This window comes from Streptomyces sp. NPDC004658 (assembly GCF_040609555.1).
Taxonomy (GTDB): Bacteria; Actinomycetota; Actinomycetes; order Streptomycetales; family Streptomycetaceae; genus Streptomyces.
In genome coordinates this window covers 1-26,133 of the sequence record NZ_JBEXKG010000076.1, presented here as the reverse complement: position 1 = coordinate 26,133, position 26,133 = coordinate 1, and the positions used below count along the sequence as shown (strand labels likewise).

Annotated in this window: 21 protein-coding genes; 9 read left to right on the top strand and 12 right to left on the bottom strand. The window is 73.4% G+C overall.

Annotation, left to right across the window (positions count from 1 at the left end; genetic code table 11):
- The first annotated feature begins 63 nt into the window (after positions 1–63).
- Together ABZV94_RS24210 and ABZV94_RS24205 are read left to right on the top strand one after the other, a co-directional pair.
- Positions 64–2,307, top strand: coding sequence for an MMPL family transporter (locus ABZV94_RS24210; protein ID WP_356343527.1), 2,244 nt, complete (start codon positions 64–66; stop codon positions 2,305–2,307).
- Positions 2,308–2,412: 105 nt separating this feature from the next.
- Positions 2,413–3,372 carry a hypothetical protein gene (locus ABZV94_RS24205; RefSeq protein WP_356343525.1) on the top strand — a complete coding sequence of 320 codons (960 nt, stop codon included), beginning with the start codon at positions 2,413–2,415 and terminating at the stop codon, positions 3,370–3,372.
- Between the two features lie 39 nt (positions 3,373–3,411).
- On the opposite strand, the gene mgt is transcribed toward ABZV94_RS24205, so the two are convergent.
- The 4 genes from mgt to ABZV94_RS24185 all read right to left on the bottom strand — a co-directional run bounded on the left by mgt (position 3,412) and on the right by ABZV94_RS24185 (position 7,773).
- Positions 3,412–4,617 (bottom strand): macrolide-inactivating glycosyltransferase, encoded by a 1,206-nt coding sequence (gene mgt / locus ABZV94_RS24200; protein ID WP_356343523.1) that lies wholly within the window; start codon positions 4,615–4,617, stop codon positions 3,412–3,414.
- Between the two features lie 107 nt (positions 4,618–4,724).
- Positions 4,725–6,005 carry a sugar ABC transporter substrate-binding protein gene (locus ABZV94_RS24195; protein WP_356343520.1) on the bottom strand — a complete coding sequence of 427 codons (1,281 nt, stop codon included), beginning with the start codon at positions 6,003–6,005 and terminating at the stop codon, positions 4,725–4,727.
- 17 nt (positions 6,006–6,022) lie between these two features.
- Positions 6,023–6,883: a carbohydrate ABC transporter permease gene (locus ABZV94_RS24190; protein WP_356343518.1), complete on the bottom strand. Its 861-nt coding sequence runs from the start codon at positions 6,881–6,883 to the stop codon at positions 6,023–6,025.
- Positions 6,880–7,773 (bottom strand): sugar ABC transporter permease, encoded by an 894-nt coding sequence (locus tag ABZV94_RS24185; RefSeq protein WP_356343551.1) that lies wholly within the window; start codon positions 7,771–7,773, stop codon positions 6,880–6,882. The genes ABZV94_RS24190 and ABZV94_RS24185 overlap by 4 nt, the downstream gene beginning before the upstream one ends.
- A gap of 215 nt (positions 7,774–7,988) precedes the next feature.
- Here ABZV94_RS24185 and ABZV94_RS24180 point away from each other — a divergent pair, with 215 nt between their 5' ends.
- Positions 7,989–8,852: an aminoglycoside phosphotransferase family protein gene (locus ABZV94_RS24180; RefSeq protein ID WP_356343516.1), complete on the top strand. Its 864-nt coding sequence runs from the start codon at positions 7,989–7,991 to the stop codon at positions 8,850–8,852.
- Positions 8,853–8,911: 59 nt separating this feature from the next.
- On the opposite strand, the gene ABZV94_RS24175 is transcribed toward ABZV94_RS24180, so the two are convergent.
- The 4 genes from ABZV94_RS24175 to ABZV94_RS24160 form a co-directional block, all read right to left on the bottom strand.
- The gene (locus ABZV94_RS24175) at positions 8,912–9,640 is read right to left on the bottom strand and encodes a 3'-5' exonuclease (protein ID WP_356343513.1); all 729 of its coding nucleotides are present in this window, start codon (positions 9,638–9,640) and stop codon (positions 8,912–8,914) included.
- Positions 9,641–9,753: 113 nt separating this feature from the next.
- Entirely contained in the window at positions 9,754–10,992 is a 1,239-nt protein-coding gene (locus ABZV94_RS24170; RefSeq protein WP_189813887.1) for an SAV2148 family HEPN domain-containing protein, read from the bottom strand.
- 116 nt (positions 10,993–11,108) lie between these two features.
- Entirely contained in the window at positions 11,109–12,455 is a 1,347-nt protein-coding gene (locus ABZV94_RS24165) for a copper amine oxidase (protein ID WP_356343510.1), read from the bottom strand.
- A 53-nt stretch (positions 12,456–12,508) separates the two neighbouring features.
- Positions 12,509–13,321, bottom strand: a complete 813-nt coding sequence (locus tag ABZV94_RS24160; protein ID WP_356343508.1) for a Tat pathway signal sequence domain protein — start codon at positions 13,319–13,321, stop codon at positions 12,509–12,511.
- Positions 13,322–13,519: 198 nt separating this feature from the next.
- On the opposite strand from ABZV94_RS24160, the gene glgX reads away from it, so the two are divergent.
- From glgX to ABZV94_RS24145, 3 genes are all read left to right on the top strand, one after another.
- Positions 13,520–15,631, top strand: coding sequence for a glycogen debranching protein GlgX (gene glgX, locus ABZV94_RS24155; protein WP_356343507.1), 2,112 nt, complete (start codon positions 13,520–13,522; stop codon positions 15,629–15,631).
- Positions 15,632–15,977: 346 nt separating this feature from the next.
- The gene (treY, locus tag ABZV94_RS24150) at positions 15,978–18,347 is read left to right on the top strand and encodes a malto-oligosyltrehalose synthase (RefSeq protein WP_356343505.1); all 2,370 of its coding nucleotides are present in this window, start codon (positions 15,978–15,980) and stop codon (positions 18,345–18,347) included.
- A 26-nt stretch (positions 18,348–18,373) separates the two neighbouring features.
- A complete protein-coding gene (locus tag ABZV94_RS24145; RefSeq protein WP_356343502.1) occupies positions 18,374–18,502 on the top strand; it encodes a hypothetical protein in 129 nt (42 codons plus the stop codon).
- Between the two features lie 126 nt (positions 18,503–18,628).
- On the opposite strand, the gene ABZV94_RS24140 is transcribed toward ABZV94_RS24145, so the two are convergent.
- Entirely contained in the window at positions 18,629–19,555 is a 927-nt protein-coding gene (locus ABZV94_RS24140) for a LysR family transcriptional regulator (protein WP_356343500.1), read from the bottom strand.
- Between the two features lie 100 nt (positions 19,556–19,655).
- Here ABZV94_RS24140 and lpdA point away from each other — a divergent pair, with 100 nt between their 5' ends.
- Together lpdA and ABZV94_RS24130 are read left to right on the top strand one after the other, a co-directional pair.
- A complete protein-coding gene (gene lpdA / locus ABZV94_RS24135; RefSeq protein WP_356343498.1) occupies positions 19,656–21,149 on the top strand; it encodes a dihydrolipoyl dehydrogenase in 1,494 nt (497 codons plus the stop codon).
- Between the two features lie 136 nt (positions 21,150–21,285).
- Positions 21,286–22,536, top strand: a complete 1,251-nt coding sequence (locus tag ABZV94_RS24130; protein WP_356343495.1) for a M14 family zinc carboxypeptidase — start codon at positions 21,286–21,288, stop codon at positions 22,534–22,536.
- Positions 22,537–22,633: 97 nt separating this feature from the next.
- Here the strand turns inward: ABZV94_RS24130 and ABZV94_RS24125 are convergent, their stop codons facing one another.
- Together ABZV94_RS24125 and ABZV94_RS24120 are read right to left on the bottom strand one after the other, a co-directional pair.
- A complete protein-coding gene (locus ABZV94_RS24125; protein ID WP_356343493.1) occupies positions 22,634–23,047 on the bottom strand; it encodes an SSI family serine proteinase inhibitor in 414 nt (137 codons plus the stop codon).
- 98 nt (positions 23,048–23,145) lie between these two features.
- Positions 23,146–23,697 carry a DUF1707 and FHA domain-containing protein gene (locus ABZV94_RS24120; RefSeq protein ID WP_356343490.1) on the bottom strand — a complete coding sequence of 184 codons (552 nt, stop codon included), beginning with the start codon at positions 23,695–23,697 and terminating at the stop codon, positions 23,146–23,148.
- A gap of 177 nt (positions 23,698–23,874) precedes the next feature.
- On the opposite strand from ABZV94_RS24120, the gene treZ reads away from it, so the two are divergent.
- Positions 23,875–25,620 carry a malto-oligosyltrehalose trehalohydrolase gene (gene treZ, locus ABZV94_RS24115; protein ID WP_356343488.1) on the top strand — a complete coding sequence of 582 codons (1,746 nt, stop codon included), beginning with the start codon at positions 23,875–23,877 and terminating at the stop codon, positions 25,618–25,620.
- A 42-nt stretch (positions 25,621–25,662) separates the two neighbouring features.
- Here treZ and ABZV94_RS24110 read toward each other — a convergent pair.
- Positions 25,663–26,133 (bottom strand): phosphotransferase (locus ABZV94_RS24110; protein ID WP_356343486.1); only part of this gene is annotated, 471 nt, incomplete at its 5' end.

Here is a 26,133-nt window from a genome sequence, read left to right as displayed (position 1 = left end):
ACAGGAGCAAGCACAGATGTGGCGGCAGGGGGCCGTCACCGCACACGAGGGGGCAGACCCGTCATGGGGAACACACAGGTGCGGGTGCGGGGGCTGGCCGCCCGCGCCGGCGGCTGGAGCGCCCGGCACCGCTGGGCAGCCGTCGGCATATGGGTGCTGTTCGTCGTCCTGGCGATGGGGCTCGGCTCGGCGGCGGGCCGGGTCGACGTGAACGAGAGCGATCAGCTCAAGGGCGAGACGCACACCGCCGCGACGATCATCGACGACGCCGGGATCAAGGAGCCGGCCTCGGAGACGGTCCTCGTCCAGTCGAAGGACGGCGCCGTCAAGGCCACCAGCCCGCAGTTCCGCGCGGCCGTCGCCGACGTCGTCCAGGCCGTCGAGCGCACCGGCGCGGTGACGGGCGTGACCTCGCCGTACGATACGCACACCGTCTCCCGGGACGGCCGCAGCGCGCTGGTCCAGTTCGACCTGCGCGGGGACGCGGAGACCGCCGCCGACCGGATCGAGCCGGTGCTGAAGGCCGTCGCCGGGGTGCAGAAGGACCACGGCTCGCTGCGGATCGAGGAGATCGGCGGCGCCAGCATGCAGAAGCAGTACAAGGACGCCTTCGGGGACGACTTCCAGCAGGCCGAGTACTCGGCGGTGCCGGTGGCCCTCGGCATCCTGCTGATCGCGTTCGGCGCGCTGGTGGCCGCGCTGCTGCCGGTGGCCCTCGCGATCACCGCGATCATGGCGACGATGGGCCTGATGGGCCTGGTCAGCCATCTCCAGCCGATGAGCGACACCGCCAACTCCGTGATGCTGCTGGTCGGTATGGCCGTCGGCGTCGACTACTGCCTGTTCTATCTGCGCCGGGAGCGCGAGGAGCGGGCCGCCGGCCGGGACGCGGGCACCGCCCTGCGGATCGCCGCCGCGACCAGCGGCCGGGCGATCATCGTCTCCGGTGTCACGGTGTGCGTGGCGATGGCGGGCATGCTGTTCACCGGGCTCGCCGAGTTCGAGGCGATGGGCCTCGCCTCGCTGATGGTGGTGGCGGTCGCGATGGTCGGCTCGGTGACCGTGCTGCCCGCGCTGCTGTCGCTGCTCGGCGAGCGGGTCGAGAAGGGACGGCTTCCGTTCCTGGCCCGCCGCCGGCGCAGCGGGAACCGGGACAGCCGGTTCTGGACGGCCGTGCTGCGGGGCGTGCTGGCCAAACCGCTGGTCTCGGTCGTCGTCGCGGCCGGCGCGCTGCTCGCGGTCGCCGCGCCCGCGCTCGGCATGAAGACCCAGCAGCTCACCCTGGACCAGGAGTTCGGCGACTCGCTGCCGATCGTGCAGACGTACAACCGCGTCAACGACGCCTTCCCGGGCGGCAGCGAACCGGCCGAGGTCGTCGTCAAGGCCAAGGACATCAACGCCCCCGAGGTCCGGCAGGCGCTGGCCGACTTCAAGAGGCAGGCGGTCGCCTCGGGCGCCTCGCGCGGCCCGGTCGACGTCAAGCTGTACGACGCCCGGAACGTGGCCCTGGTGTCCGTGCCGCTGGTCGGCGGTTCCGACATGGACCGGGCGACGCGGAGCCTGGAGAAGCTGCGCGACGAGGTGCGGCCCGCCACGCTCGGCAAGGTCGCCGGCGTGCAGGCGCCGGTGACCGGGCAGGTCGCGGGCAACAACGACTTCAACGACCAGCTGATGGGCTCCGTCGTCCCGGTCTTCGTGTTCGTGGTCGTCTTCGCCTTCCTGCTGATGCTGCTGTCGTTCCGGTCGCTGACGGTCGCGGTCACCTCGATCGTGCTCAACCTGCTGTCGGTGGCCGCCGCCTACGGCATCCTCGTCGCCGTCTTCCAGCACGGCTGGGGTGCCTCGCTGGTGGGCGCGGAGGGCGTCGGCGCGATCGTCACCTGGCTCCCGCTGTTCCTGTTCGTGATCCTGTTCGGGCTGTCGATGGACTACCACGTGTTCGTGGTCTCCCGGATCCGCGAGGCCCGGATGCGCGGCCGTACGACGACGGACGCGATCCGGCACGGCGTGGTCACCACGGCCGGGGTCGTCACCAGCGCCGCGGTCATCATGGTCGCCGTGTTCGCGATCTTCGGCACGCTCTCCATGCAGTCCATGAAGCAGATGGGCGTGGGCCTGGCCGCGGCGGTCCTGATCGACGCCACGGTCATCCGCGGGGTCCTGCTGCCGGCGGTGATGGCACTGCTCGGCGAGCGCAACTGGTACCTGCCGAAGTGGCTGCACCGCCTGCCGGACCTCACCCACGACGAGGCCCCGGAGCCGGTGACGGCGCCGGCGCACGACCGGGGCGAGCGGCTGACTGTCTGATTCCGCCCCCTGCCGCAGGGCCCGCCGGTTCCCGCCGGGAACCGGCGGGCCCCGTCCGTGCTCTCGTTGTGCGGACGGGTACGCCCATCACGGGGGAGGCACCACATGGACAGGCGGAGTCTGCTCAAGGGCGCGCTGGCCGTGCCCGCGGCCGGGCTGCTGACCGGGGCACCCGCACACGCGGCGGGCGCTGCGGCACCGCCGGCGTTCGACGTGCTCATCGGGGACGTGAACTCCGGGAAGATCTTCCTCTTCGACCGCAACAAGCCGTTCACCGACGCGCACGTCAAGTGGCAGCTGAATCCGGTGGGTTCCGGCCATCCCATGGAGCACCGCTTCCGTGACACGAGCGCCGACGGCCAGGTCCTGCTCGCCGTGACGGGCACCCCGGACAGCGGGACGGCGAGCGTCTACCGGCGCCGGGACAAGAAGCTGCTGTGGTCCGCGAACGTCCCCAACTACCCCCACGCCATCGAGCGGGCCCCCGGCACCGGCGTGGTCGTGGTCGCCGGCCGCAGCAAGGGGCCGGGCGGCGGCAACGCCAAGGGCGGCAGCCTGCACGTCTTCCGGCCCACCGGCGGCCACAGCGGCTCGCTGGTCCGCGCGGGCGCGCCGATCCCCTTCCACCAGGCACACGGCCTGCTGTGGGACCCGCGACTGGAGCGGATGTGGGCGGCGGGCGGCTCCGTGCTGAAGGCGTACCGGATCGTGACGACGGCGAGTTCGGCGCGGCTGGTGGAGGACACCGCCCGCCGGCTCACCGGCTTCCACCACCCGCACGACCTCCAGCCGGACCACCAGCACCCGGGCCGGCTCCTGGTCACCGACACCAACGGCGTCTACGCGGTCGACACCTCGACCATGCGGCGGACGACCCTGCACACCCGCAAGCTGGTGAAGTCGTACGTGCGCCACTCCTCCGGCGAGCAGATGTGGACGGGCGCGGTCGCGGGCGGCAACGCCTTCGGGACGAAGTACGTCCACTTCAACGTGAGCGGCGTCGACCGGGCCCGGCCGGGAGCGATCATCTACAAGGCCCGGCTCGACACCACGGCGTACGTATGACGGCCAGGCGTACCGGTGACGGCCGGACTCGGCCAGGCCCTACCTCGGGCGGCGGTCGGGCAGTTCGGCCTCGATGAGGTCGGCCGCCCGCTGGGTGCCGCCCTCCTGGGCCATCTCCTCCCGCACCTCCTTGAGCCGGCGCGCGACCTCCGGGTCGTCCACCAGGGCGAGGGCGGCCTCGCGGAGGCGTTCGGCGGTGGCCTCCTCGGCGGGCAGGTGCCGGGCGACCCCGAGCCCTTCGAGCATCTCGGCGTTGCCGAACTGGTCGACGGCCTGCGGTACGGCGATCATCGGCGTCCCCGTGGCCAGTCCCTCCTGGCTGCCGCCGGCGCCCGCGTGCGTGACGAACAGATCGGCCTGCCGCAGGATCGCCGGCTGCGGCACCCAGCTGCGCACGTCGACGCCGGCCGGTACGTCGCCCAGCTCGGCGCGGGTCACATGCCGGCCGACCTGGAGGACGACGTGCCAGCCGGGCAGGTCGCCGAAGGCGCGCACGCACTCCCGGTAGAAGGCGGGCTGCTTGGTGAAGGCCGAGCCGAGCGAGACCAGGACGACCTTCTCCGCACCGGTGGGCCGCTGCCAGTCGCCCTGGTCGGCGCGGTCGCCCTGGCAGGCGCCGACGAAGGTGTGGACGCGCTCGTCCACCCGGTCGGCATGGGGCTGGAGCGCCTTCGGGATGAGCACGAGGGAGCGCGCTGGGCGGCCGGCGAAGGAGTCCGGGTGCCGGGTGATCCCGTTCTCGGCCAGCCACGCCGAGAACCGGGCGTAGTACGCCCGTCCGCGCTCCGTCTTCCGGGGCTCCGCCCACATCGGCTCGGCGACCTCCTCCTCGTAGCCCTCCCAGGCGACGAGGTTCGGGGAGAGCGAGACCGCCGGGACGCCCCAGCGGTGGGCGAGGACGCGGGCCGGGTAGGAGGTGATGTCGTAGAGGACGAGGTCGGGGGTGTCGTCGGCGTAGGCCTCGACGAGCTGCGGGAGCGCCTGGACGGCGTCGTCCAGGAACGGCTCCACGTGGTCCAGCAGGGTGCTGCCCCAGGCCTCCGGGTCGGCGTCCGGGCCCGGCAGGGTGGAGGTGTACAGCACTGGCCGGGCCCCGGTGGCGGCCACCTTGTCGGCGAAGGCCGGCGGGATGGCGTAGGTGACCCGGTGCCCCCGGGCGACGAGTTCGCGGATCACCTCCAGGCTGGGGTTCACGTGGCCGTGGGCGGCGACGCAGAACATGGCGATGTGGGCGGGCGCGGTCATGCCCGGAAGGCTAGGCGAGACGAGACGTCTCGTTCAAACGATTTCCCTGTCCGTGCGGCAGCGCGTGCGCGGCCGGACCGCACCCCCGCACGGCCCGCCAGCCGCGCTCAGCGTTGGTAGCGGGCCAGCACCAGATCGCCGTCCCTCTCCAGCCGGCGGCGCAGCTCGGCGAGGCCGATGGCTCCGCTGTAGTACTCCTGGTAGGCCGGGGTGGCCACCTTGTCCTTCCACTCCGGGTAGCCGCGCACGGACTGGGCGGGCGCCGGGCGCAGCCGGGAGGCGAGGGCGGTGCCGGTGGCCCAGCCGTTCTCCGCGGTGTGCAGGGCCGGGTCCCTCAGGGCCTGCGTGCCGGTGGGGAGCATCCAGTCACCGAGGGCGAGGCGGACCATGTTCCGCGGTCGCAGCAGGAAGTCGATGAACGCGACCGCCTCCTTCTTGTGCGGGCAGTCGGCGGAGACGGACAGCGTCTGCGGGCTGACGCCCTGGGTGAGCCCGTCGGCGCCCGCCGGCGCGGGCAGCACCTCCCAGCGGAAGCCCGCGGGAGCCTGCTGTGCGATCTGCTGGCGGTAGGAGAAGCCCAGCGGGACCATCGCGTACCGGCCGCCGAAGAAGCCCGGCAGGGTGTCCGAGCCGCCGCTGCCGAGCGTGGACGCGGGCGCGCTGTGGTCGACCGCGACCTGGTCGTGCACGGTGCGCGGTACGACCGCGTCCCCGGCCGTGAACCGTACGGTGACCTTCCCGTCGGCGCCCCGGTGGAACAGCCGCCCGCCCGCCGACAGGGACAGGTTGAGCGTGGCGGAGACCGGCTCCTTCAGCGGCCACGCCACCCCGTACCGCCCGGGCCCGCTGAGCCGCTTGGCCACCTGCCGGAACTCCGCCCAGCTCCACGGGTGTTCCGGGGTCGGTATGCGCACCTTCGCCGCGCGCAGCCGGTCCGCGTCGGCGATCAGGACACGGGGTTCCTGGAGGAACGGCACGCCGTAGACGCCGTCGCCGAACCTGGCCGAATCCCAGGTGCTCGCCGGGATGTCGGACCTGAGCCGGGCGGGCAGCAGGCCGGTCAGGTCGGCGAGGTAGCCGCCGTAGGCGAAGTCCGCGAGGTCGTCGGAGGCGTCGTGGATGACGTCGGGCGCCTCACCGCCCTCGAAGGAGGTCAGCAGCTGGTCGTGCACGCTGTCCCAACTGCCCTGGACGTACTCGACCTTCACGTCCGGGTGGGACGCGTTCCACTCCTTCACCAGAGCCTTGTTGGCGGTGACGGACTCCTGCTGCCAGGCCAGGGACTGGAACCGCAGCGTGATCGGGCCGCCGTCGGCGCGGCCGCCCGAGGAGCAGCCCGCGAGGAGCAGCAGGAGCACGACGAGCGCCGTGGCGCCTCTGGTCCGCATCAGCCCTTGGCCCCCCATCAGCTCTTCACCGCCCCGGCGAGCAGGCCGCCCGTGATCCGCCGCTGCACGAGCGCGAAGACGGCCACGGAGGGAAGGGTGGCGAGGAACGCGGCGGCGGCCAGCGGGCCGAGGTCGGCCACGCCCTCCGCGCCGATGAAGTGGGTGAGGATCACCGGCAGGGTCTGTCTGTCCGGGCTCTTGAGCAGCACCAGCGCGAAGAAGAACTCGTTCCACGCGGTGACGAACGCGAACAGGGCCGTCGCCGCGATGCCGGGTGCCAGCAGCGGCGCCGTCACCGACACGAGCGTCCTCAGCCGCCCGGCGCCGTCCACGGCCGCCGCCTCCTCCAGTTCGGCGGGCACCGCCCGGACGTGCCCGGTGAGCATCCACAGCGCGAACGGCAGCGCCCAGACCACGTACACCAGCGCCAGTCCGGTCAGGGAGTCGATCAGCCGCAGGTTCTTCAGCACCAGGAACAGCGGGATGATCACCAGCACGAACGGGAACGCCTGGCTGACCACGACCCACCCCGTGGCGGCCCGGGCCCACCGGGTGCGGTGCCGGGCCATGACGTAGGCCGTCGGCGTGGCGATCAGTACCGCGACGACGGCCGTGCAGACCGCCACCAGCAGCGAGTTCAGGGCGGCGTGCGCCAGCGGCTGCTCCGCGAAGGCCTGCCGGACGTTGGCCAGGGTGGGGTGGCGCGGGATCCAGGTGGGGTGCAGGCTGCCCAGCTCGCGCGGGGACTTCAGCGCGGTGGACAGCAGCCACAGCAGGGGGAAGGCCAGGAAGAGCAGGTAGCCGAGGAGGGCGGCGTACTGTCCGGCGCGGGCCGCCCGGACGGCGCCGCGGGTCCGCGGGGTGCGCGGGGTGTTCACCGGTCGTCACCACCCCTCAGCCGGCCGGCCAGGAACACCGCGAGCAGGACCGCGACCACCGCGACGAGCACACAGCCCATCGCCGCCGCGTAGCCGAACTGGCCGTACCGGAAGGCCTCCTCGTAGGCGAAGAGCATCGGCAGCCGGGTCTTCCCGCCGGGTCCGCCGGTCGTGAGCACGTAGACCAGGGCGAAGGAGTTGACGTTCCAGATGAGGTTCAGCGCGGTGATGGCGAGGGCCACCGGTCTGAGCGCGGGCCAGGTGACCGTGCGGAAGCGGCGCCAGGCGCCCGCGCCGTCGACCGCCGCGGCCTCGTGGAGCTCACGCGGGACGTTCTGCAGGCCGGCGAGCAGGGCGACCGTGGTCTGGGGCAGGCCCGCCCAGACGCCGACGAGGACGACCGCGGGCAGCGCGGTGGCCAGGCCGCCCAGCCAGTCCCGGCCGGTGCCGAGGCCGAGGTCGCGCAGGGTCTCGTTGAGGACGCCGGCGTCCGGGTTGTAGACGAGGCGCCACATGATGCCGACGACGACCTCGGGCATCGCCCAGGGCACGATCGCGAGGGCCCGGGCCAGGCCGCGCAGGCGCAGGTCCTGGTTCAGGAGCAGGGCCAGGCCGAGCGCCAGCAGGAACTGGGGCACGGTCACGCCGGCCGCCCAGACCAGTCCGATCCGGAACGACTCCCAGAAGAGGGTGTCGTGCAGCAGGTCGCGGAAGTTGAGGGCGCCGATCCACCGGGTGGCGGCCGTCCGTCCGGACTGGGCGTCGGTGAAGGCCAGCAGGATGCCGTAGAGCAGCGGGCCGACGCTGAGCAGGAGGATCGGGACGAGGGCGGGCAGGACCAGGAACCAGGGGCCGCGATCGGCGACGCGGCGGCCGGCCGGCCGCCGCACTCGGGCCGGTGGTGTCCGGGCTTCGGCCACTGATGTCACGGAATCAGCCCCTTTGCCTGCTCCGGTTGGCGTGTTCATGTTCGTGAAGCCCCGGTACCCCGTCAAGGGACCGCGCACGACGGCCGGGCCCGCGCCCGGTGGCCGACCTGGGTGAATGCGAGACTGGCCGGGGACCGGACGCACACGGCACGGGAAGACGGCACGGAGGCAGGACGATGGACGAGGCACGCGCGCGGGACGTACTGGCCGCGGCGGGAGTGCTGCCGGACGCGGCCCGGGACGCGCGGCTGCTGGCCCTCGGTGAGAACGCGGTGTTCGCGGCCGGCGACCTGGTGGTGAAGGTGGGCCGGGACGTGGAGCTGCTGGCGCGGGCCGAGCGCGAGCTGGCCGTCGCCGGCTGGCTGGCCGAGGCGGACGTACCGGCGGTACGCGCGGCCGAGCCGAAGCCGCTGCTGGTGGACGGCCACCCGGTGACCGTGTGGCACCGGCTGCCGGATCCCGTACGGCCGGCCGAGCCGCGGGACCTCGCCGTGCTGCTGCGCGGGGTGCACGCACTGCCCTCTCCTCCCTTCGGGTTGCCGCCCCGCGATCTGCTGGGCGGTGTGGAACGCTGGCTGCGGCTCGCGGGCGACGCGATCGACCCCGAGGACGCGGCCTTTCTCCGCGCGCGCCGGGACGGCTTCGCCGCGCAGGCGGCGGCCCTGACGCCGCGTCTGGCGCCGGGGCCGATCCATGGGGACGCGCTGCCCCGGAACGTGCACGTCGGCCCGGACGGCCCCGTCCTGGTCGACCTGGAGACCTTCTCCGCCGATCTGCGCGAGCACGACCTGGTCGTCATGGCTCTCTCCCGCGACCGCTACGGGCTGCCCGCCGAGGCGTACGACTCCTTCACCGAGGCGTACGGGTGGGATGTGCGGGAGTGGGAGGGGTGCGCGGTGTTGCGGGGCGCCCGGGAGACGGCGAGCTGTGCCTGGGTGGCCCAGCACGCACCGTCCAACCCGAAGGCGCTGGCCGAGTTCCGGCGCAGGGTGGCGTCGCTGCGGGACGGGGACGAGACGGTGCGGTGGTACCCGTTCTGACGGGCGGCACGACCCGGCCCGGACAGCAGCCCGCACCGGTCGGTTCGCGCGGCCCGCGGCTAGGCGGACCGCGCGCCCGCTGACAACTCCCGCAGCGGCCACGTGCCGTCGACCACCGCGTCCGTCTCCCCCTTGCGGCGCAGGAACGCCTGGAAGTCGGCCGCCCACTGCGCGTACCACTCGATCTGGCGGCGGTGCAGTTCCGCCGGGCCCAGGGACGCTATCTTCGGGTGGCGGTCGGCTATCGCGGACGCGAGCCGCGCCGCGGCGAGCGCGTCGGCGGTGGCGTTGTGGGCGGCGCCGAGGACTATGCCGTACTCGGCGCAGACCGCCTCCAGGTTCCGTTTGCCGCGGCGGTAGCGGTCGACCCAGCGGTCGATGGTGTACGGGTCGACGACCGGGGCGGGGTGGGTGCCGCCGAGCCGGTCGGTCAGGGACGGCAGGCCGTACCGCCGCAGTTCCGCCGAGAGCAGGGTGAGGTCGAACGCCGCGTTGTAGGCGACGACCGGGACGCCCGTCTTCCAGTACGTCACCAGGACGTCGGCGATGGCGTCGGCCACCTGGTCGGCCGGACGCCCCTCGCCCGTGGCGCGTTCGTTGCTGATGCCGTGCACGGCGACCGCGTCGGCCGGGATCTCCACGCCCGGATCGGCCAGCCATTCCCGGCACCCGATGGGCTCACCGGCCCTGACCTCGATCACGGCGCCCGTGACGATGCGCGCTTCCCGCGGATCGGTCCCGGTCGTCTCCAGGTCGAAGCCGATCAGCAGCTCCCGGTGCCAGCCCATGGGCGGCCCCCCTTCTTGGTGGTGCTTTCCCCCAGTGGCCTCCACCCTCGCACGCGGCACTGACAATCAGACGACAGCGTTCCGCTTCCCCCGCGCTTGCCCGCCCCGGCCGTTCAGGACACCGGGCGCGAATCCGCCCAAGCCAGCTCGAATTCCTCGCGGTATGTCGGGAAGAGTCCCACTTCACCCACGTCGTCCGACTTGACCAGCCGGCTGCCGTTGCGCAGCACCAGCACCGGCGATTCCATCCCCCGCGCGCCGCGCAGATAGGACTGCACCACGGCGATGCCGTCGGCGCCGTCGCCGTCCACCAGGTAGGCGGTGAAGCGGGGCGTCTCGTCGTACACCTGGATCTCGAACGCGCCCGGGTCGCGCAGCCGGGACCGCACCCGGCGCATGTGCAGGATGTTCATCTCCACCGAGCGGCTCAGTTCGCCCCGTTTCATCCCGAGTTCGCGTTCGCGGCGCTTGACCGAGCTGGAAGCCGGGTTGAGGAAGAGCAGCCGCACCCGGCAGCCGCTCTCGGCGAGCCGGACCAGGCGCCGCCCGGAGAAGTTCTGCACCAGCAGGTTGAGGCCGATGCCGATCGCGTCGAGCCGGCGGGCGCCGCCGAAGATGTCCTCGGCCGGGAACTGGCGCAGCAGCCGCACCCGGTCGGCGTGGACGGCGACGACGTCGGCGTACCGGTCGCCGACCAGGTCCTCGACCGCGTCGACGGGCAGCCGGCGCGCCGAGGGGACGTCACCGCCCGCGCCGAGCATCTCCAGCAGCCGGGCGGACGCCCGCTCGGCCTGGCTGAGGACCGCCTCGGACAGGGCCCGGTTGCGGGACACGACGTTGCGGGTGACCTCCAGCTCGTCGAGGGCCAGTTCGAGGTCCCGGCGCTCGTCGAAGTACGGCTCGAAGCACGGCCAGTGCTGGACCACCAGCTCGCGCAGCTGGGGCAGGGTGAGGAAGCTGAGCACGTTGTCGTCGGCCGGATCGAGCAAGTAGCCCTTGCGGCGGCTGACTTCCCGGACGGCGACCGCGCGCTGCACCCACTCCTGCCCGGCCGGGCCGGCCGCGGCCACCACCCACTCGTCGCCGTGGACAGGTTCGTAGATGGGCCGCAGCACGGCCGCCACGACCGCGCGCAGCCGCTGTTCGACGAGGTTCAGCCAGATGTAGGCCCGGCCGGCCCGCTGGGCGCGGGTGCGCACCTCGCGCCAGGCGTCGGCGTCCCAGTCCAGCTCCGGACCGATGGAACCCGCGTCCATCGGCCGGGCCAGGGACACCGCGCCGGGCGGGACGTCTGTGGAGTTCCCCTCGTGACCCTCGTCACCAGGAGGCAGCTCCAGCCCTCCCGAGCCCACCCGTGCACCGCCTTCCGCTCCCCCGGGCCTTTCCCGTCTCAACGATCAAGGAAGGGTACTCCGCGAGCGGTCGGCGGTGCAGCCGGATGGACAGGTCGGTTTCCCGACTTCTGTGCTCAACTACGCGGTTCCCAGTGTCCGTTCTGCCATGCCAGGTCCTTCGGAGTGAGCGGATTCATAGCCGTGACGTCCCGCGGGGCGATGGAGAAGCCCTGCCAGTGCACGGGCATGGGCTGCTGGTCCTCGTCCCGGGCGATGTGGTGGAAACCGACGTTCACCCAGACCACGGGGTGCGTGAGGGCCTGGCCGCTCACCCACTTGTCCACGGACTTCGGGTGACCGGCCGCGCACGTCGGGTTGTTGCTGGCGAACAGCTCGCACTTGTCGTACTCGGTGACGTACATGTCGTGCTTGGTGAAGCTGCGGCCCGGGTACTTGGTGGTGGGTCCGGGGACCAGCTCGTACGAGCGGGCGTGCCCGTCCTTGTTCTTGCCGGTGGCGCTGACCACCCGCCACCAGCGGTAGGTCTTGTAGTCGCCCGCGAGTTCCTTGCCGACCTTGGTCCGGGTGGTCCGGGCGGTCGGGCCCTCCCGCCCGGCGGCGGCGCTGACGGTGGAGTCGTACTGCTCGACCTTCGTCTTCGACGAGCCGTCGAGGCCGAAGTCGAGCCGCCAGAAGACGTTGTGGCTGTGGCTGGTGGCGTAGTCCCGGGCGCCCTTGCCGATGGGCCAGCCGCGCCCGTCCTGGGCGTTGTAGTCCTCGAAGGAGAGGCTGCCGGTCGCGCCGACGTTCATGTTGATCGTGCCGTCGTCCTGGAAGCGCCACTCGGTGATGTACTCGTACCAGCCGACCTGGTTGACCGTGTAGACCAGCAGGTCCTTGCCCTGCTCCTGATAGGTCCTGTCCGACTGGAAGAGGTCGTGCATCCGGTAGGCGTGGCCACGGGAACGGGTGGTCGTGCACAGGCCCTTGACGTTCGGGTGGCGCGGGTCGCCGTCCGGGACCTTGACGGTCTTGATGGTGCCGCCGGGGCACTCACCGGGCGACAGATCCATCAGTTCCTGGGCGAAGTCCTGGCCCGTCAGGTCGTAGTACTCGTGCTTCCCGTCGTCGTACGGGACGTGGATCTGGCCGAGTCTGGCGCTGTTGAGGACCTTGATCGGCTTGGCCTCGCCCTTGGGCTGGTAGGAGATGTCCTCCAGGACGAGGCCGGCCTTGCTGTCGTAGCGCCAGCACATCCGCCAGGTCGTGCCGGTGCTGAGCTTCTGTTCGATCGTGTAGGCGGCGCTGCAGCCGGGGGCCGCCGCGGCGGGCGCGGTCCGCGGCCGGGCCGCGGCGGGGCCGGCGAGCGTCGTCGCGCCGGCGGCCAGCGCGGCCAGGGACACTCCGACGGCCGCCGCCGTGCGGGCGGCGCGGCCGCGGGCTCGGGTCCGGACCGCGCGGGACAGGTGCTTCTCGGGCATGAAGAGGTGACTCCCTTACCGGAGTTCGGGCGTGAAGGTCGGGTGGCGGCCGGTCAGCCGCGGTCGAGGGCGGCGGTCTTGCGGGCGCTCAGGTCGATCACGAGGTCCCGGGTGTCGATCCACGGCCCGTTGCGGACCTTGGAGAACAGCCGCACGCACCGGTGGACGCCGCACTTGTCGAGCACCGCAGGCTGGGCGCCCGGGGAGGCCTCGTAGATCCCGCCGCTCAGTTCCAGCTGGTCCGGCGAGGTGAGTTCCTTGCCGGTGGCGTCCTTGTAGTCCGCCTTGAGGCCCGCGCCCAGCGGGGCGGCGATCAGGATCCGGGCCGCCTCCGCGTTCTCGGCGCGGCTCGGAGGCGGCTGGACGCCGCGCTGGGTGCCGGTCCGCTCCACCTTCCCCGTCGCCAGGTCGACGGTCCTGGTGACGAGTGTGTCGTTCCCGTAGTCGTAGAAGGTGACGTCGGCGCGCCGCGGCGCGTCCGGGTCGTCCGCCTCGGCGGCCTCCGGCTCGGCGAGGTCGACGCTCAGCCGCTGCGGTCCGCGGTCGCCGTCGACGTCCCGTGCCGTGGCCGAAAGCCGTCCCGCCGCGGCGATCTTCTCCACCCTCCGCATCTCGTCGTCGGTGAGCGGGTCACGGCCCGTGCCCTGCTTCTCCTCGGCGGGTGCCCGCTCCACGACACCGGGCGGTGCCGCGTCCGCACCCTGCCCGGTCTGGCGCGCGGCCCGCGTGCCGCCGCCGGCGCCTCCGGAGTCGTCCGCTCCCGCCGTGCCCGGCAAGGTGACCGCGACCATCGCGGCCGTCCCCGCCGCCGCGAGGGCCGCACCGGTCAGTACTTTGCCCAGATGGCGGTGGACTGTCTCACGCACATTCTCCCCCTACTCCCCCTGGTCCCCGGGAGTACGCATCTGCCCCGCTGGTTCGGCGCACGGCGGGTACCAGAACCGCCGTGCGCACTGGTCACTGGATAAGAGGGCGCGTGAGCCACGGGAGGTTGCCTCACTTTCGGACGAGACTCGGGGCCAAGGCGGCCCCTGGCGGACGGCACACCTGGGAGAGTCGTATCCATGCAGGTCTGGCCTGGAGAGGCGTATCCGCTCGGCGCCACCTATGACGGCGCCGGAACCAACTTCGCGGTCTTCACGGAGGCCGCGGACCGAGTAGAGCTGTGTCTGCTGCACGACGACGGCTCGGAGACGGCGGTGGAACTGCGCGAAAGCGACGCGTTCGTGCGGCACGCGTATGTGCCGGGCGTGATGCCGGGACAGCGGTACGGGTTCCGGGTGCACGGCCCGTACGACCCCGGACGCGGGCTGCGCTGCAACTCCGCGAAGCTGCTGCTCGACCCGTACGCGAAGGCGATCAGCGGGTCGGTCCGGTGGGGCGAGGAGGTGTACGGCTACCACTTCGGCGCGCCCGAGCGGCGCAACGACCTGGACTCGGCGCCGCACACCATGACCTCGGTGGTGATCAACCCCTACTTCGACTGGGGCGACGACCGCCCGCCGCACACCGAGTACCACCACACGGTGATCTACGAGGCCCACGTCAAGGGCCTGACCATGCGGCACCCCGGGCTGCCGGAGGAGCTGCGCGGCACCTACGCGGGGCTCGCCCACCCGGCGATCATCGAGCACCTGACCAAGCTCGGGGTGACGGCGATCGAGCTGATGCCCGTGCACCAGTTCGTGAACGACCACCGGCTGGTGGACATGGGCCTGAACAACTACTGGGGCTACAACACCATCGGCTTCTTCGCCCCGCACAACGCGTACGCCTCCTGGGGCGACCGCGGCCAGCAGGTGCTGGAGTTCAAGTCGGCGGTCCGGGCGCTGCACGAGGCCGGGATCGAGGTCATCCTGGACGTGGTCTACAACCACACCGCGGAGGGCAACCACCTCGGTCCGACGCTGTCCTTCAAGGGCATCGACAACCCGTCGTACTACCGGCTCGCGGAGGATCCGCGCTACTACATGGACACCACGGGCACCGGGAACTCGCTGCTCATGCGGTCCCCGCACGTGCTTCAGCTGATCATGGACTCGCTGCGGTACTGGGTGACCGAGATGCACGTCGACGGCTTCCGCTTCGACCTCGCGGCGACCCTGGCCCGGCAGTTCCACGAGGTGGACCGGCTGTCGTCGTTCTTCGACCTGGTGCAGCAGGACCCGGTGGTCTCCCAGGTGAAGCTGATCGCGGAGCCGTGGGACGTGGGCGAGGGCGGCTACCAGGTGGGCAACTTCCCGCCGCTGTGGACCGAGTGGAACGGCAAGTACCGGGACACGGTCCGCGATCTGTGGCGGGGCGAGCCGCGCACGCTCGCCGAGTTCGCCTCCCGGCTGACCGGCTCGTCCGACCTCTACCAGGACGACGGCCGCCGCCCGCTGGCCTCGATCAACTTCGTCACCTGCCACGACGGTTTCACCCTGCACGACCTCGTCGCGTACAACGAGAAGCACAACAGCGCCAACGGCGAGGACAACCGGGACGGCGAGAGCCACAACCGGTCGTGGAACTGCGGGGCGGAGGGCGAGACCGACGACCCGGAGGTGCTGCGGCTGCGCGCGCGGCAGATGCGCAACTTCATCGCCACGCTGATGCTGTCGCAGGGCGTGCCGATGATCAGCCACGGCGACGAGTTCGCGCGCACCCAGCGCGGCAACAACAACGCCTACTGCCAGGACAACGAGCTGTCCTGGGTGGACTGGCCCCAGTCCCTGGAGAGCGATCTGCTGGAGTTCACGCGCGCGATGGTGTGGCTGCGCCGCGACCATCCCGTCTTCCGGCGGCGCCGCTTCTTCCACGGCCGTCCGGTGGAGGGCACTCACGACGAGCTGTCCGACATCGCCTGGTTCACCCCCGAGGGCGGCGAGATGACGCAGCAGGACTGGAACTCGGCGCAGGCGTCCGCGCTGACCGTGTTCCTGAACGGCAACGCCATCTCCGAGCCCGGCCCGCGCGGGGAGCGCATCACCGACGACTCCTTCCTGCTGATGTTCAACGCCTCGCCCACGCCGCTGCACTTCCTGGTACCGGTCGACCACGGCCGCCAGTGGCAGGTGGTCGTCGACACGGCCCGCCCGGACGGGGTGCCACCGGGAACGGGCGCGAAGGTGGCGGCCGGCGACCGCATCACCCTGCCGGACCGCAGCCTGACGGTGCTGCAACGGCCGGCGTAGGGGCGCGGGGGGGCGCGCGTGCGGGGCAGCCGTTCCGTACGCGCGCGTGGCGGGCGCGTACGCGAGACCTGCGCGGGCGGCGGCGCGCGCCCGCGGCCGGTCCGGTCGTGGTGCCGGGGCCCGGGTGCCCAGGGGCCATGACGGCGGATGACGGATGGAGGGTGAAGGGTGAAGGCGGTGCCGCTGGGCGGTGCCGTGCCGCCCACCGCGTACGCCGGGTGGGCGAGTGGCGCGGCGTCGCCGTCGGCAGCCGGCCCAGGGGGACGCGCACGGCGCCGGACACGCGTGCGTGATCCGGGCGGAGGTCGATGACACGAAAGACGGTGAGCGGGGTACGTAGGTTCCCATGACTTCTGCGCGACCCGGACCGGGGGTGCCCACGGCCACCTACCGGCTGCAGCTCCAGCCCGCGTTCCCGTTCGCCGCCGCCGAAGCGGCCGTACCGTACCTGGCGTCGCTCGGCGTCTCCCACCTGCATCTGTCCCCCGTCCTGGAGGCCGTCCCGGGCTCCGCCCACGGTTACGACGTCGTGGACCACACGCGCGTGCGCGCGGAGCTGGGCGGAGAGGAGGGGTTGCGCGCGCTGGCGCGCACGGCGCACGAGCACGGCCTCGGCCTGGTGGTGGACATCGTGCCGAACCACATGGCCATGGCCCCCCGGCACAACCCCGCCCTGTGGGAGGTGCTGCGCGAGGGGCCCGACTCGCCGTACGCGCGCTGGTTCGACATCGACTGGGAGGCCCAGGGCGGCCGGGTGCTGCTGCCGGTGCTCGGCGGCCCGGTCGGCTCCGAGCTCGCGCACCTCGTGGTCGACGGTGACGTACTGCGCTACCACGACCACGCCTTCCCACTCCGGCCGGGAACCGAGCACCTGCCGCTGCCCCAGCTGCTGGACGCCCAGTGGTACCGCCCGGTGTGGTGGCGGCTGGCCCGCACGGAGCTGAACTACCGGCGGTTCTTCAGCATCTCGGAGCTGATCGGGGTGCGGGTGGAGGATCCCGAGGTGTTCGACGCCACCCACGCCACCGTCCTGCGGCTGCTGGGCGAGGGCGTGTTCGACGGGCTGCGGATCGACCACCCCGACGGGCTCGCCGACCCCGACGGCTACCTCGCGCGGCTGCACGAGGCGACTGGCGGGCGCTGGACGGTCGTGGAGAAGATCCTGGCCGACGGCGAGCACCTGCCGGCCTCCTGGCCCGTTGCGGGCACCACGGGTTACGACGCCCTGCGGCACGTCGACGGCCTGTTCACGGACCGCACCGGGGCGTACGAACTGCTGGGCCGCTACCGGGCCTTCGCGGCGCCCCAGACCGACCGGGGCGGCAACTGGGAGGCCACGGTCCGGCGGGCCGCGTACAAGGTGCTCACGCACGAGCTGGCGACCGAGACGGACCGGCTCACCCGGGTGGCGGCCCGGCTGTGCGCCGCCTCCCCCGACCTCTCGCTGCGCGACCGCGCGCCCTGGGCGCTGCGGACGGCCGTGGAGGAGCTGCTGGTCCGGATGCGGGTCTACCGGCCGTACGCCTCCGGTGACGCCTCCGCCGTGATCACCGAGGGGGCCGCCGAGGAGGCCCGGCTGGCCTTCGTGGTGCCCGAGGAGGCCGAGGCCGTCGGCGTCGTGCGCCGGCTGCTGGTCGAGCCGCCCGGTGATCCGTCGGCGCCGGACCACGCCGACCGGGTGGAGTTCCGCACCCGGTTCGCGCAGACCGCGTCGGCGCTGCGCGCGAAGTCGGTCGAGGACACCGCCTTCTACCGCTACGTACCGCTGCTGTCGGCGACCGAGGTGGGCGGCGATCCGGGCAGCCCGGGGGTCTCCCCGGAGGAGTTCCACGCGTACTGCGCGCGCGTGCAGCGCGACTGGCCGCTCACCGGCACGGTCGTCTCCACGCACGACACCAAGCGCAGCGCGGACGTGCGCGCCGCGCTGGCCGTGCTCACCGAGTGCCCGGACCGCTGGGCGGAGCTGCTCGCCGAGGTGACCCTGCCCGAGGAGGGCGTGCCGGACGGGCAGCTGGCCTGGGCGGCCTGGCAGACGGTGTTCGGTCTGGGTCCGGCCGAGGAGGAACGGGTCCAGCAGGCGCTGCTGAAGCACGTGCGCGAGGCGGGCATGTACACCAGCTGGACGGAACAGGAGCCGCCGTACGAGGAGGCGGTGGCGTCCTTCGTCGCGGCCGGGCCGTGCGGGCCGCCCGGCGAGCGCGTGGCGGCGTTCCGCAAGGCGCTGGAGCCGCACGTGCGGGCCAATGTCCTCGGCACCGCGCTGGTCCATCTGACGATGCCGGGGGTGCCGGACGTGTACCAGGGCACGGAGGGCGAGTACCGGGCGCTGGTGGACCCGGACAACCGGCGGCCGGTGGCGTTCCCGCCGGAGGCACCCGGCGAGAAGGACGCGCTGACGGTGGCGGCGCTGCGGCTGCGCGCCCGGTGCCCGCAGGCCTTCGGCGCGGACGCGTCCTACGACCCGCTGACGGCCGAGGGCCCGGCGGCCGACCACTGCCTGGCGTTCGCCCGCTCCGGATCGGTGGTCACGGCGGTGACCCGGCTGTCCCTGCGGCTCGCGGAGGCGGGCGGCTGGCGGGAGACCCGCCTCCCGCTCCCGCCGGGCCGCTGGGCGGACGTCCTCACCCCCGGCCGGGAGTTCACCGGCCACGCACCCCTGGCGGACCTCCTGGACCGCCTGCCGGTGGCCCTGCTGGAACGGGTGACGGAGGACTGAGGACCCAGGGGCCGGCCCGCGGACCGGTGCGGCGAGCGGCCGTACGGCTCACGCTCTCGCCAGGCCGCTGGGCGGACGTCTTCACCCCCGGCCGGGAGTTCACCGGCCACGCACCCATGGCGGACCTCCTGGACCGCCTGCCGGTGGCCCACTGAGGACGCAGGGGCCGGTCCGCGGCCCAGTGCGGCGAGCGGCCGAGGCGGTCGCACGGCTCACGCTCCCGCCGGTGGCCACCCTGCGCCCAGCGCACAGCTGTCCGGCACACCGCCTCCCGCGTGTGGTCACGCCGCGGGCGGCTCGCAGTTCTCGTGCGGGCCGTCGGCGTTCAGGGGTGGCCAGGCCGCGCGCAGGAGGTCCACGAAGGCAGCGGCGGCGCCGGTGGGCGGCACGCGCGCGTAGACGGTCAGGGAGCGCTTCCAGGGCGGGTCGGGGGTGAGGACCACGCAGTCCTCGCCGACGGCCCCCCGCACGATGTGGGCGGGCGCGGCGCACACCCCGACACCGGCGGCGGCCATGCGGACGGCCGTGGAGGTGTGCTCGGTCCACACGGCGGTCCGGGGCTGGAATCCGGCGTTCCGGCAGGCCCGGTCGAGGAAGCGTTCGCCGTGCACGACGGGTTCCATGGCGCAGCGGATCCAGGCGTGGTCGGCGAGTTCCGGGAGCGTGACCGTCGTACGCCCGGCGAGCCGGTCGTCGAAGGGCACGACGAGGACGACCTCCTCCTCGCCGACGGTCACGACGGTGCCGGGCCGCCCGGACGGCTCGGGGCCGACGGCGAGGTCGGCGGTGCCGCGCTGCACGGCCTCCTCCAGGGCCTCGGCGGTGGCGTACTCGTGCAGGCGCAGCAGGACCCGGGGATGAGCCGCGCGCCAGCGGGCGAAGACGTCGGGCAGGGTGCCGACCGCGATGGAGTGCAGCGCCGCGACATGCAGTTCACCGCCCTCGGCTCCGGCGGAGGCGCGGGCCGCGCGGCGGGCCCGGGCCGCGCTGCGGACGGCGAGTTCGGCGTGCGGCAGGAAGGCGCGGCCCATGGGGGTGAGGCGGACGCCCCGGGGCAGGCGCTCCAGCAGGGCGCCGCCGACCGACTTCTCCAGTGCCTTGATCTGGTGCGAGAGCGCGGACTGGGTGACGTGCAGGGCGTCCGCCGCGCGCGTGAACGACGCCTCCTCGACGACCGTCACGAAGTACTCCATCTGGCGCAGGCTCACGTCCCCGCATCCCTCCCCGTCCTGCCATGAAGATCGTGCATGGAGTCCACAACAACATTGCCTTGGACTCATGACAAGGGGTGGACGGAGGGTGGATGCCATGACCATCGACATGGGCATCAACACATCCGACGTGATCGTCATCGGCGGCGGCACCGGCGGCTACAGCACCGCCCTGCGCGCCGCCTCCCTCGGCCTGGACGTCGTCCTCGTCGAACGCGACAAGGTCGGCGGAACATGCCTGCACCGCGGGTGCATCCCCAGCAAGGCGATGCTGCACGCCGCCGAGCTGGTCGACGGGATCGCCGAGGCCCGTGAGCGCTGGGGCGTGAAGGCCACCGTGGACTCCGTCGACTGGGGAGCGCTGGTGGCCACGCGCGACGACATCGTGGCGCGCAACCACAAGGGGGTCGAGGCCCACCTCGCGCACGCGGGCGTACGGGTGGTGCGGGGCAGCGCGCGGCTGACGGGAGCGCGCACGGTACGGGTGGAGAGCGTGGGTACGAACGCTGCGCCGGGCGCGCGCTCGGACCGTGCGCCGGACGGGCTCACCGACGACGCGCCCGGCGTGCACGATCTCACCGCGCGCCGTGCGCTCGTCCTCGCGACCGGCTCCCGCCCCCGCACGCTCCCCGGGCTCCAGCCGGACGGGCGGCGCGTGGTGACGAGCGACGACGCCCTGTTCGCGCCGGGGCTGCCGGCGTCGGTCCTGGTGCTGGGCGGGGGCGCGATCGGGGTGGAGTACGCCTCCTTCCACCGGTCCATGGGCGCCGAGGTCACCCTGGTGGAGGCCGCCGACCGGATCGTGCCGCTGGAGGACGCCGACGTCAGCCGGCATCTGACGCGGGGCCTGCGCAAGCGCGGGATCGATGTGCAGGCGGGGGCGCGGCTGCTGGACGCGGAGCTGCTGGAGGACGGCGTACGCGCGCGCGTGCGGACCGCGCGGGGAGAGACCCTGGCGCTGACGGCGGAGCGGCTGCTGGTGGCCGTCGGCCGGGCTCCCGTCACCGAGGGACTGGGCCTGGAGGCGGCCGGGCTGACGACGGACGAGCGGGGGTTCGTCGTACCGGAGGACTGGGGCCGGCTGGAGACGGCCGTGCCGGGCGTCCATGTCGTCGGCGACCTGCTGCCGCCGCCCTCCCTCGGACTGGCCCACGCCTCCTTCGCGGAGGGCCTGCTGGTGGCGGAGACCGTGGCCGGCCTCCGGTCCCCGGCGGTCGACTACGCGGCCGTGCCCCGGGTGACGTACTCCGCGCCGCAGACCGCCTCGGTGGGGCTGAGCGAGGCCGAGGCACGCGCGCGTGGGCACGCGGTGGACGTCAACACGATGCCGCTGACCGCCGTCGCCAAGGGGATGGTGCACGGCCGCGGCGGCGTGGTGAAGGTCGTGGCGGAGGCCGGCGGCGGGCAGGTGCTCGGCGTCCACCTGGTCGGCCCGAACGTGTCGGAGATGATCGCCGAGAGCCAGCTGATCGTCGGCTGGGACGCCGAGCCCTCGGACGTGGCCCGGCACGTGCACGCGCACCCCACCCTGTCGGAGGCGGTGGGCGAGGTGTTCCTGACGCTCGCGGGACGCGGCCTGCACCAGCAGTGAGCCCACGGAACGCAGGGGCCCGAACGGGGGCGGGCTCCTGCGTCCGGGCGCCCCGGGAGCCTGCCCGCCGCATGCTTGACAGTTCACCTTTCGCGTGCGGGACTGGGAGGTGCGAAGCCGGGCGGACAAGTCGGGGGTGAGTCCTCTGCCGGAGCTGCGCTATCCCAGCGTTCCCGAACTGGTCGCCGCCGCTCAGGCCTTGGCGGCTCAGGAACCCGGGCTGTGCGCGCTGCGTCAGGTGGGCGTCTCGCGCGCGGGAAGACCCTTGCACCTGCTGTCGGTGGGGCACGCCCGCCGTGCGGTGCTCGTGGTGGCGGGCGCGCACGCCAACGAGCCGACGGGCGGCTCCACCCTGCGGGTGCTCGCCGAACGGGTGCTGGCCGAGCGTGAGTTGCGGGCCGGCACCTCCTGGCACTTCCTGCTGTGCGCGGACCCCGACGGCGCGAGTCTGCACGTGACCCCGGCGCCGCGCAGCCTGCTCGACTACCACCTCGGCTTCTACCGGCCGACGGGCGCGGAGCAGCCGGAGTGGTCGCCGTCGGTGCTGCCGCCGGACCGACTGCCGCCCGAGACCCGGACGCTGACCCGGGTCATAGACGAACTGCGCCCGTATCTCCAGGTGACCTTGCACGGCACCGATCTGGGCGGCAGCTGGGTGCAGCTGACCAAGGACGTGCCCGGCCTCGCGGAGCCCTTCGCCAAGTCCGCGGCGGAGCTGCACATTCCGGTGGAGACGGGGGCCTCGGACGCGGCGGGCTGGCCCGCCTCCGGTCCCGGTGTGCATGTGATGCCCGGCCCGGAGACCGGCGTGGCCTACCCGAGCCTGCCGGACGACGCCCGGCACAGCACCTGGTACCACGCGCACCGGTACGGCGGTCTGACGGCCGTGGTGGAGGTGCCGATGTGGGCCAGTGACCTGGTGGACGACCCGGCGCCGCACCCGGCACCGGCGGCGGCCATGCGGCGCCTGGCCACGCGGCTGCTGCGGGACGCCCGGGAGGTCGAGCGGATCCTCGCCGAGGCGCTGCCCCGGCTGGAGGGCGTGGACGGGCCGCTGCTGCGGGCCTCGCAGTGGGCGCTGGAGCTGATCCCGGGCCTCGCGGAGGACTGGACCCACACCTCTCCGGCGGGCACGACGATGGCGTACGTCGGCAGTGTCGACGCCTTCGGACGGCGGCTGCCGCTGCGGGCCGCGGCGATGCTGCTGCGGGTGCTGCGGGAGGCGGACGACCGGGCGGCGCCGCGCCTGGAACAGCTCGTCGCCACCTGGTGCGACGCCTTCGCGGAGCGGTTCCGGGCCCGCTGGGTGCCGTTGGAGCACCAGGTGGAGCACCAGTCCCGGACGGTACTGGTGGCGGCACAGCAGGCCCGCGACCAGGCGGCGTGAGCCGGCGGGCGGCGCGGGGGCCGAAGCCACCCACGCCGCCCGCGCGCCGGCTCACGCCACCCCCGGCGCGCCGGTCCCCCGCTCGGGGGTCCGCCCCTCAGCCGTCCAGGGCGAACACGGAGCCGGTCCGTGCCCTCATGACACACGCGCTGGTGTACGTCTCCTGGAAGTCGACCGACCGCCCGTCCCACCGCCCGCGCGCGTGGACCGTCACCGGGGCGAAGATCATCGGGCAGAACACCTGCTTGGCCGGGATGCGGTCGATGGCACCGCCGGCGGCGGCCAGTTCCGCGCAGGCCTCCGACGCGCGCGCGTGTCCCTGGGGCGGCTCGCACATCAGCAGCGTGCCGCGGGTGTCGCTGGACCGGGCGTCGCCCTTGGTGACCGTGAGATAGAGCCAGTTGCCCGGGAGGACGCCACGGGAGGCTGCCTGGGCCGGTCCCGCGGTGAGGAGACCGGCGGCGGTCAGCAGGGCGCCGGCCGCCGCTGCCGCTCTGGTGAGGTACGTCATACCCCGATGCATCGGCACGGCGGCCCGCCTTCCGCAGTGCGGCTCACCCGATCGGCACCGCACGCGCGCGGGTTCGCACAGGTCCGGCCGGGCGGGGCTCAGCTCACCGCGAGCCGGAACGCCATCCTGCCGAAGGCGACCTGGTCGCCCTCGCGGACGACGACGGCCCCGGTCACCCGGCGGCCGTTGACGGTCGTGCCGTTGGTCGAGCCCAGGTCCCTGAGGACCCACAGGCCGCCCTGGCGGCGGAGTTCGGCGTGCACGCGGGAGACCGTCTCGTGGTTCAGGCGCAGCCCGTTCGCCGGGTCCCGTCCGATGCGCAGCGGATGGGTGTGGTCCGGGTGCGGCAGCAGCAGCTTGGGCAGCCGTTCGGCCTGCCAGGCGCGCCGCAGCCGTACGGTGAACCCGGAGACGGCCTCCACGGTGCCGAGGACCGCGCGGGAGAAGCGGTTCTCCCGGGGCAGGTCGGCGACGAGGGCGGCGAGTTCGTCGGAGCGGCGCGCGGCGAGCGCCAGTTCCATGCGGTGCACGAACGTGTCGTGCGAGAGCCGGCCCATGGCGACGCCGTCGCGCAACACCCGCAGCGCCTTGTCGCGCTCCGCGTCGGACAGGCGCGCGGGGTAGGTGGAGAACTCGAAGGACGACGTCACGCTGGTGATTGTCGGGCAGTGAACCCCGGGTGTCCAGAAATCACGGAATCGGCGCCGGTCCGCGGGTACTTCCGCGACACCTGCCGGCAAAGGGCCGATTCGAGAGCGGATTGATCGCCCGGGGCGGCACGATGGAGACGCGGGACATCACGGTGAGCAGACGAAGGGGAACCGTCCGTGCAGTTCGAGGTGTGGGCACCGCAGGCAGACCGAGTGACGCTCCATTGCGAGGGCGCCACGCGCGCGTTGGCGCGCGACCCCGCGCGCGCGGGGTGGTGGACGGGTGAGGCGGACGCCGGGGACGGCGCCCGGTACGGGTTCGCGCTGGACGACGGTCCGGTGCTGCCCGACCCGCGCTCGCGCCGCCAGCCGGACGGCCCGGACGGGCTGAGCGCGGTCGTGGACCACGGGCGGTACAAGTGGCGCGCGCGGTGGGCGGGGCGCGGGCTGCCGGGCGCGGTGCTGTACGAGCTGCACGTGGGCACGTACACCCGGGAGGGCACCCTGGACGCCGCCGCCGCGCGCCTGGAGCACCTGGTGGAACTGGGCGTGACGCACGTGGAGTTGATGCCGCTGTGTCCCTTCCCGGGCCGGCACGGCTGGGGCTACGAGGGGGTGTCGCTGTGGGCGGTGCACGAGCCGTACGGCGGCCCCGAGGCCCTGCGGCGCTTCGTGGACCGGGCGCACGAACTCGGTCTGGGTGTCGTCCTGGACGTGGTGCACAACCACTTGGGGCCGACCGGGAACTATCTGCCGCGGTTCGGGCCGTACTTCACGGACACGCACACCACGCCGTGGGGTTCGGCGGTGAACCTGGACGCGCCCGGCTCGGACGAGGTGCGCGCCTTCCTTCTCGGCAGCGCGCTGGCGTGGCTGCGGGACTACCGGATCGACGGCCTGCGGCTGGACGCGGTGCACACGCTGTACGACACGCGCGCGTGCCACTTCCTGGAGGAGCTGTCGGCGGCGGTCGACGGCCTGGCCGAGGAGGTCGGCAGGCCGCTGTTCCTGATCGCCGAGTCGGACATGAACAACCCGCGCTTCATCACCCCGCGCGCGGAGAACGGCCTGGGGCTGCACGCGCAGTGGAACGACGACTTCCACCACGCCCTGCACGCCACGCTGACCGGTGAGTCCCAGGGCTACTACGCCGACTTCGCGCGGGATCCCTTCGCCGCGCTCGCCAAGACGCTCACCGGCGGCTGGTTCCACGACGGCACGTACTCCAGCTTCCGGGGCCGCAGTCACGGGCGGCCGCTGGACCGCTCGCGCGTGGCCGGGCACCGGCTGCTCGGCTACAGCCAGACCCACGACCAGGTCGGCAACCGCGCCCAGGGCGACCGGCTCTCCGCCCACCTCTCCCCCGGCCTGCTGGCCTGCGCCGCCGCGCTGACCCTGACCGCACCGTTCACGCCGATGCTGTTCATGGGCGAGGAGTGGGCGGCGGGCACGCCGTGGCAGTTCTTCACCGACCACACCGACCCCGAGCTGGCCGAGGCGGTGCGGCAGGGCAGGCGGCGGGAGTTCGCCGCGCACGGGTGGTCCGAGGACGAGGTGCCGGACCCGCAGGACCCGGCGACCCGCGAGCGGTCCTGCCTGGACTGGTCGGAGCCCGAACACGAGCCCCACGCGCGCGTGCTGGCCTGGTACCGGCAGCTGATCGCGCTGCGCCACGCCCAGCCCGACCTCACCGACCCGGACCTCGCCGACACGAAGGTCGCGTACGACGAGGACGCCCGCTGGCTGGCCTTCCGGCGCGGGGACGTGCGGGTGGCGGTGAACCTGGGCAAGGAACAGGCGGCGATCCCGCTGGGCACCGGCCGGGTGGAGATCCTCGCGGCCTGGGACCCGGTCGAGGCGCCGGGCCCGGACGGGCTGCTCCAGGTGCCCGGGGAGTCGTGCGTGGTGCTGACGCAGCCCTGAGAGGCGGCACCGGCACGGCCCTGAGGGGCCCCTGCGGGCCCGTCAGGGCTCCGGCTCGTCCTCCTGGAGGTCGGTCACCCGCTCCAGCAGGATCGGCTCCCAGGCGCGCCGCAGCTGGGCCCGCAGCAGTGGCAGGGAGCCGGTCGTACGGCCCTCCAGGCGGCCGGCGAGGCGGACGACGGCGTCGCAGCGGGCCAGCCACAGGCCGCGCAGACAGGGGCGGGCGCCGTAGCCGGCGAGGGTGGCGGCGCGGACGGCCGCCGGGGAGCCGACGGCGACGGCGAGCCCGGCGATGTCCTCGGCGGGGTCGCCGAGGGCCGCCGCGGTCCAGTCCAGGATGCCGCGCACCCGTCCGTCGGCACTGACCACCACGTGCGCGCCGGTCAGCCCGTGGTGGGTGAGGACGGCGGAGCCGGGCTGCGCGGCGAGCTGGGCCGCGCCGGGCGGGGTCAGCTGGTGCAGCCGGGCCGCGTCGAACTCGTCGGCGGCGGCGAGCCGTCCGGCCGCGTGCAC

Excerpts from the sequence above, each read along its gene's own strand:
- ABZV94_RS24180 (WP_356343516.1), top strand. The coding sequence starts at position 7,989 with ATGGACGAGGCACGCGCGCGGGACGTACTGGCCGCGGCGGGAGTGCTG.
- ABZV94_RS24125 (WP_356343493.1), bottom strand. The coding sequence starts at position 23,047 with ATGACGTACCTCACCAGAGCGGCAGCGGCGGCCGGCGCCCTGCTGACC.
- ABZV94_RS24165 (WP_356343510.1), bottom strand. The coding sequence starts at position 12,455 with ATGCCCGAGAAGCACCTGTCCCGCGCGGTCCGGACCCGAGCCCGCGGC.
- ABZV94_RS24195 (WP_356343520.1), bottom strand. The coding sequence starts at position 6,005 with ATGCGGACCAGAGGCGCCACGGCGCTCGTCGTGCTCCTGCTGCTCCTC.
- lpdA (WP_356343498.1), top strand. The coding sequence starts at position 19,656 with ATGACCATCGACATGGGCATCAACACATCCGACGTGATCGTCATCGGC.
- ABZV94_RS24205 (WP_356343525.1), top strand. The coding sequence starts at position 2,413 with ATGGACAGGCGGAGTCTGCTCAAGGGCGCGCTGGCCGTGCCCGCGGCC.
- ABZV94_RS24175 (WP_356343513.1), bottom strand. The coding sequence starts at position 9,640 with ATGGGCTGGCACCGGGAGCTGCTGATCGGCTTCGACCTGGAGACGACC.
- treY (WP_356343505.1), top strand. The coding sequence starts at position 15,978 with ATGACTTCTGCGCGACCCGGACCGGGGGTGCCCACGGCCACCTACCGG.
- ABZV94_RS24210 (WP_356343527.1), top strand. The coding sequence starts at position 64 with ATGGGGAACACACAGGTGCGGGTGCGGGGGCTGGCCGCCCGCGCCGGC.
- glgX (WP_356343507.1), top strand. The coding sequence starts at position 13,520 with ATGCAGGTCTGGCCTGGAGAGGCGTATCCGCTCGGCGCCACCTATGAC.
- mgt (WP_356343523.1), bottom strand. The coding sequence starts at position 4,617 with ATGACCGCGCCCGCCCACATCGCCATGTTCTGCGTCGCCGCCCACGGC.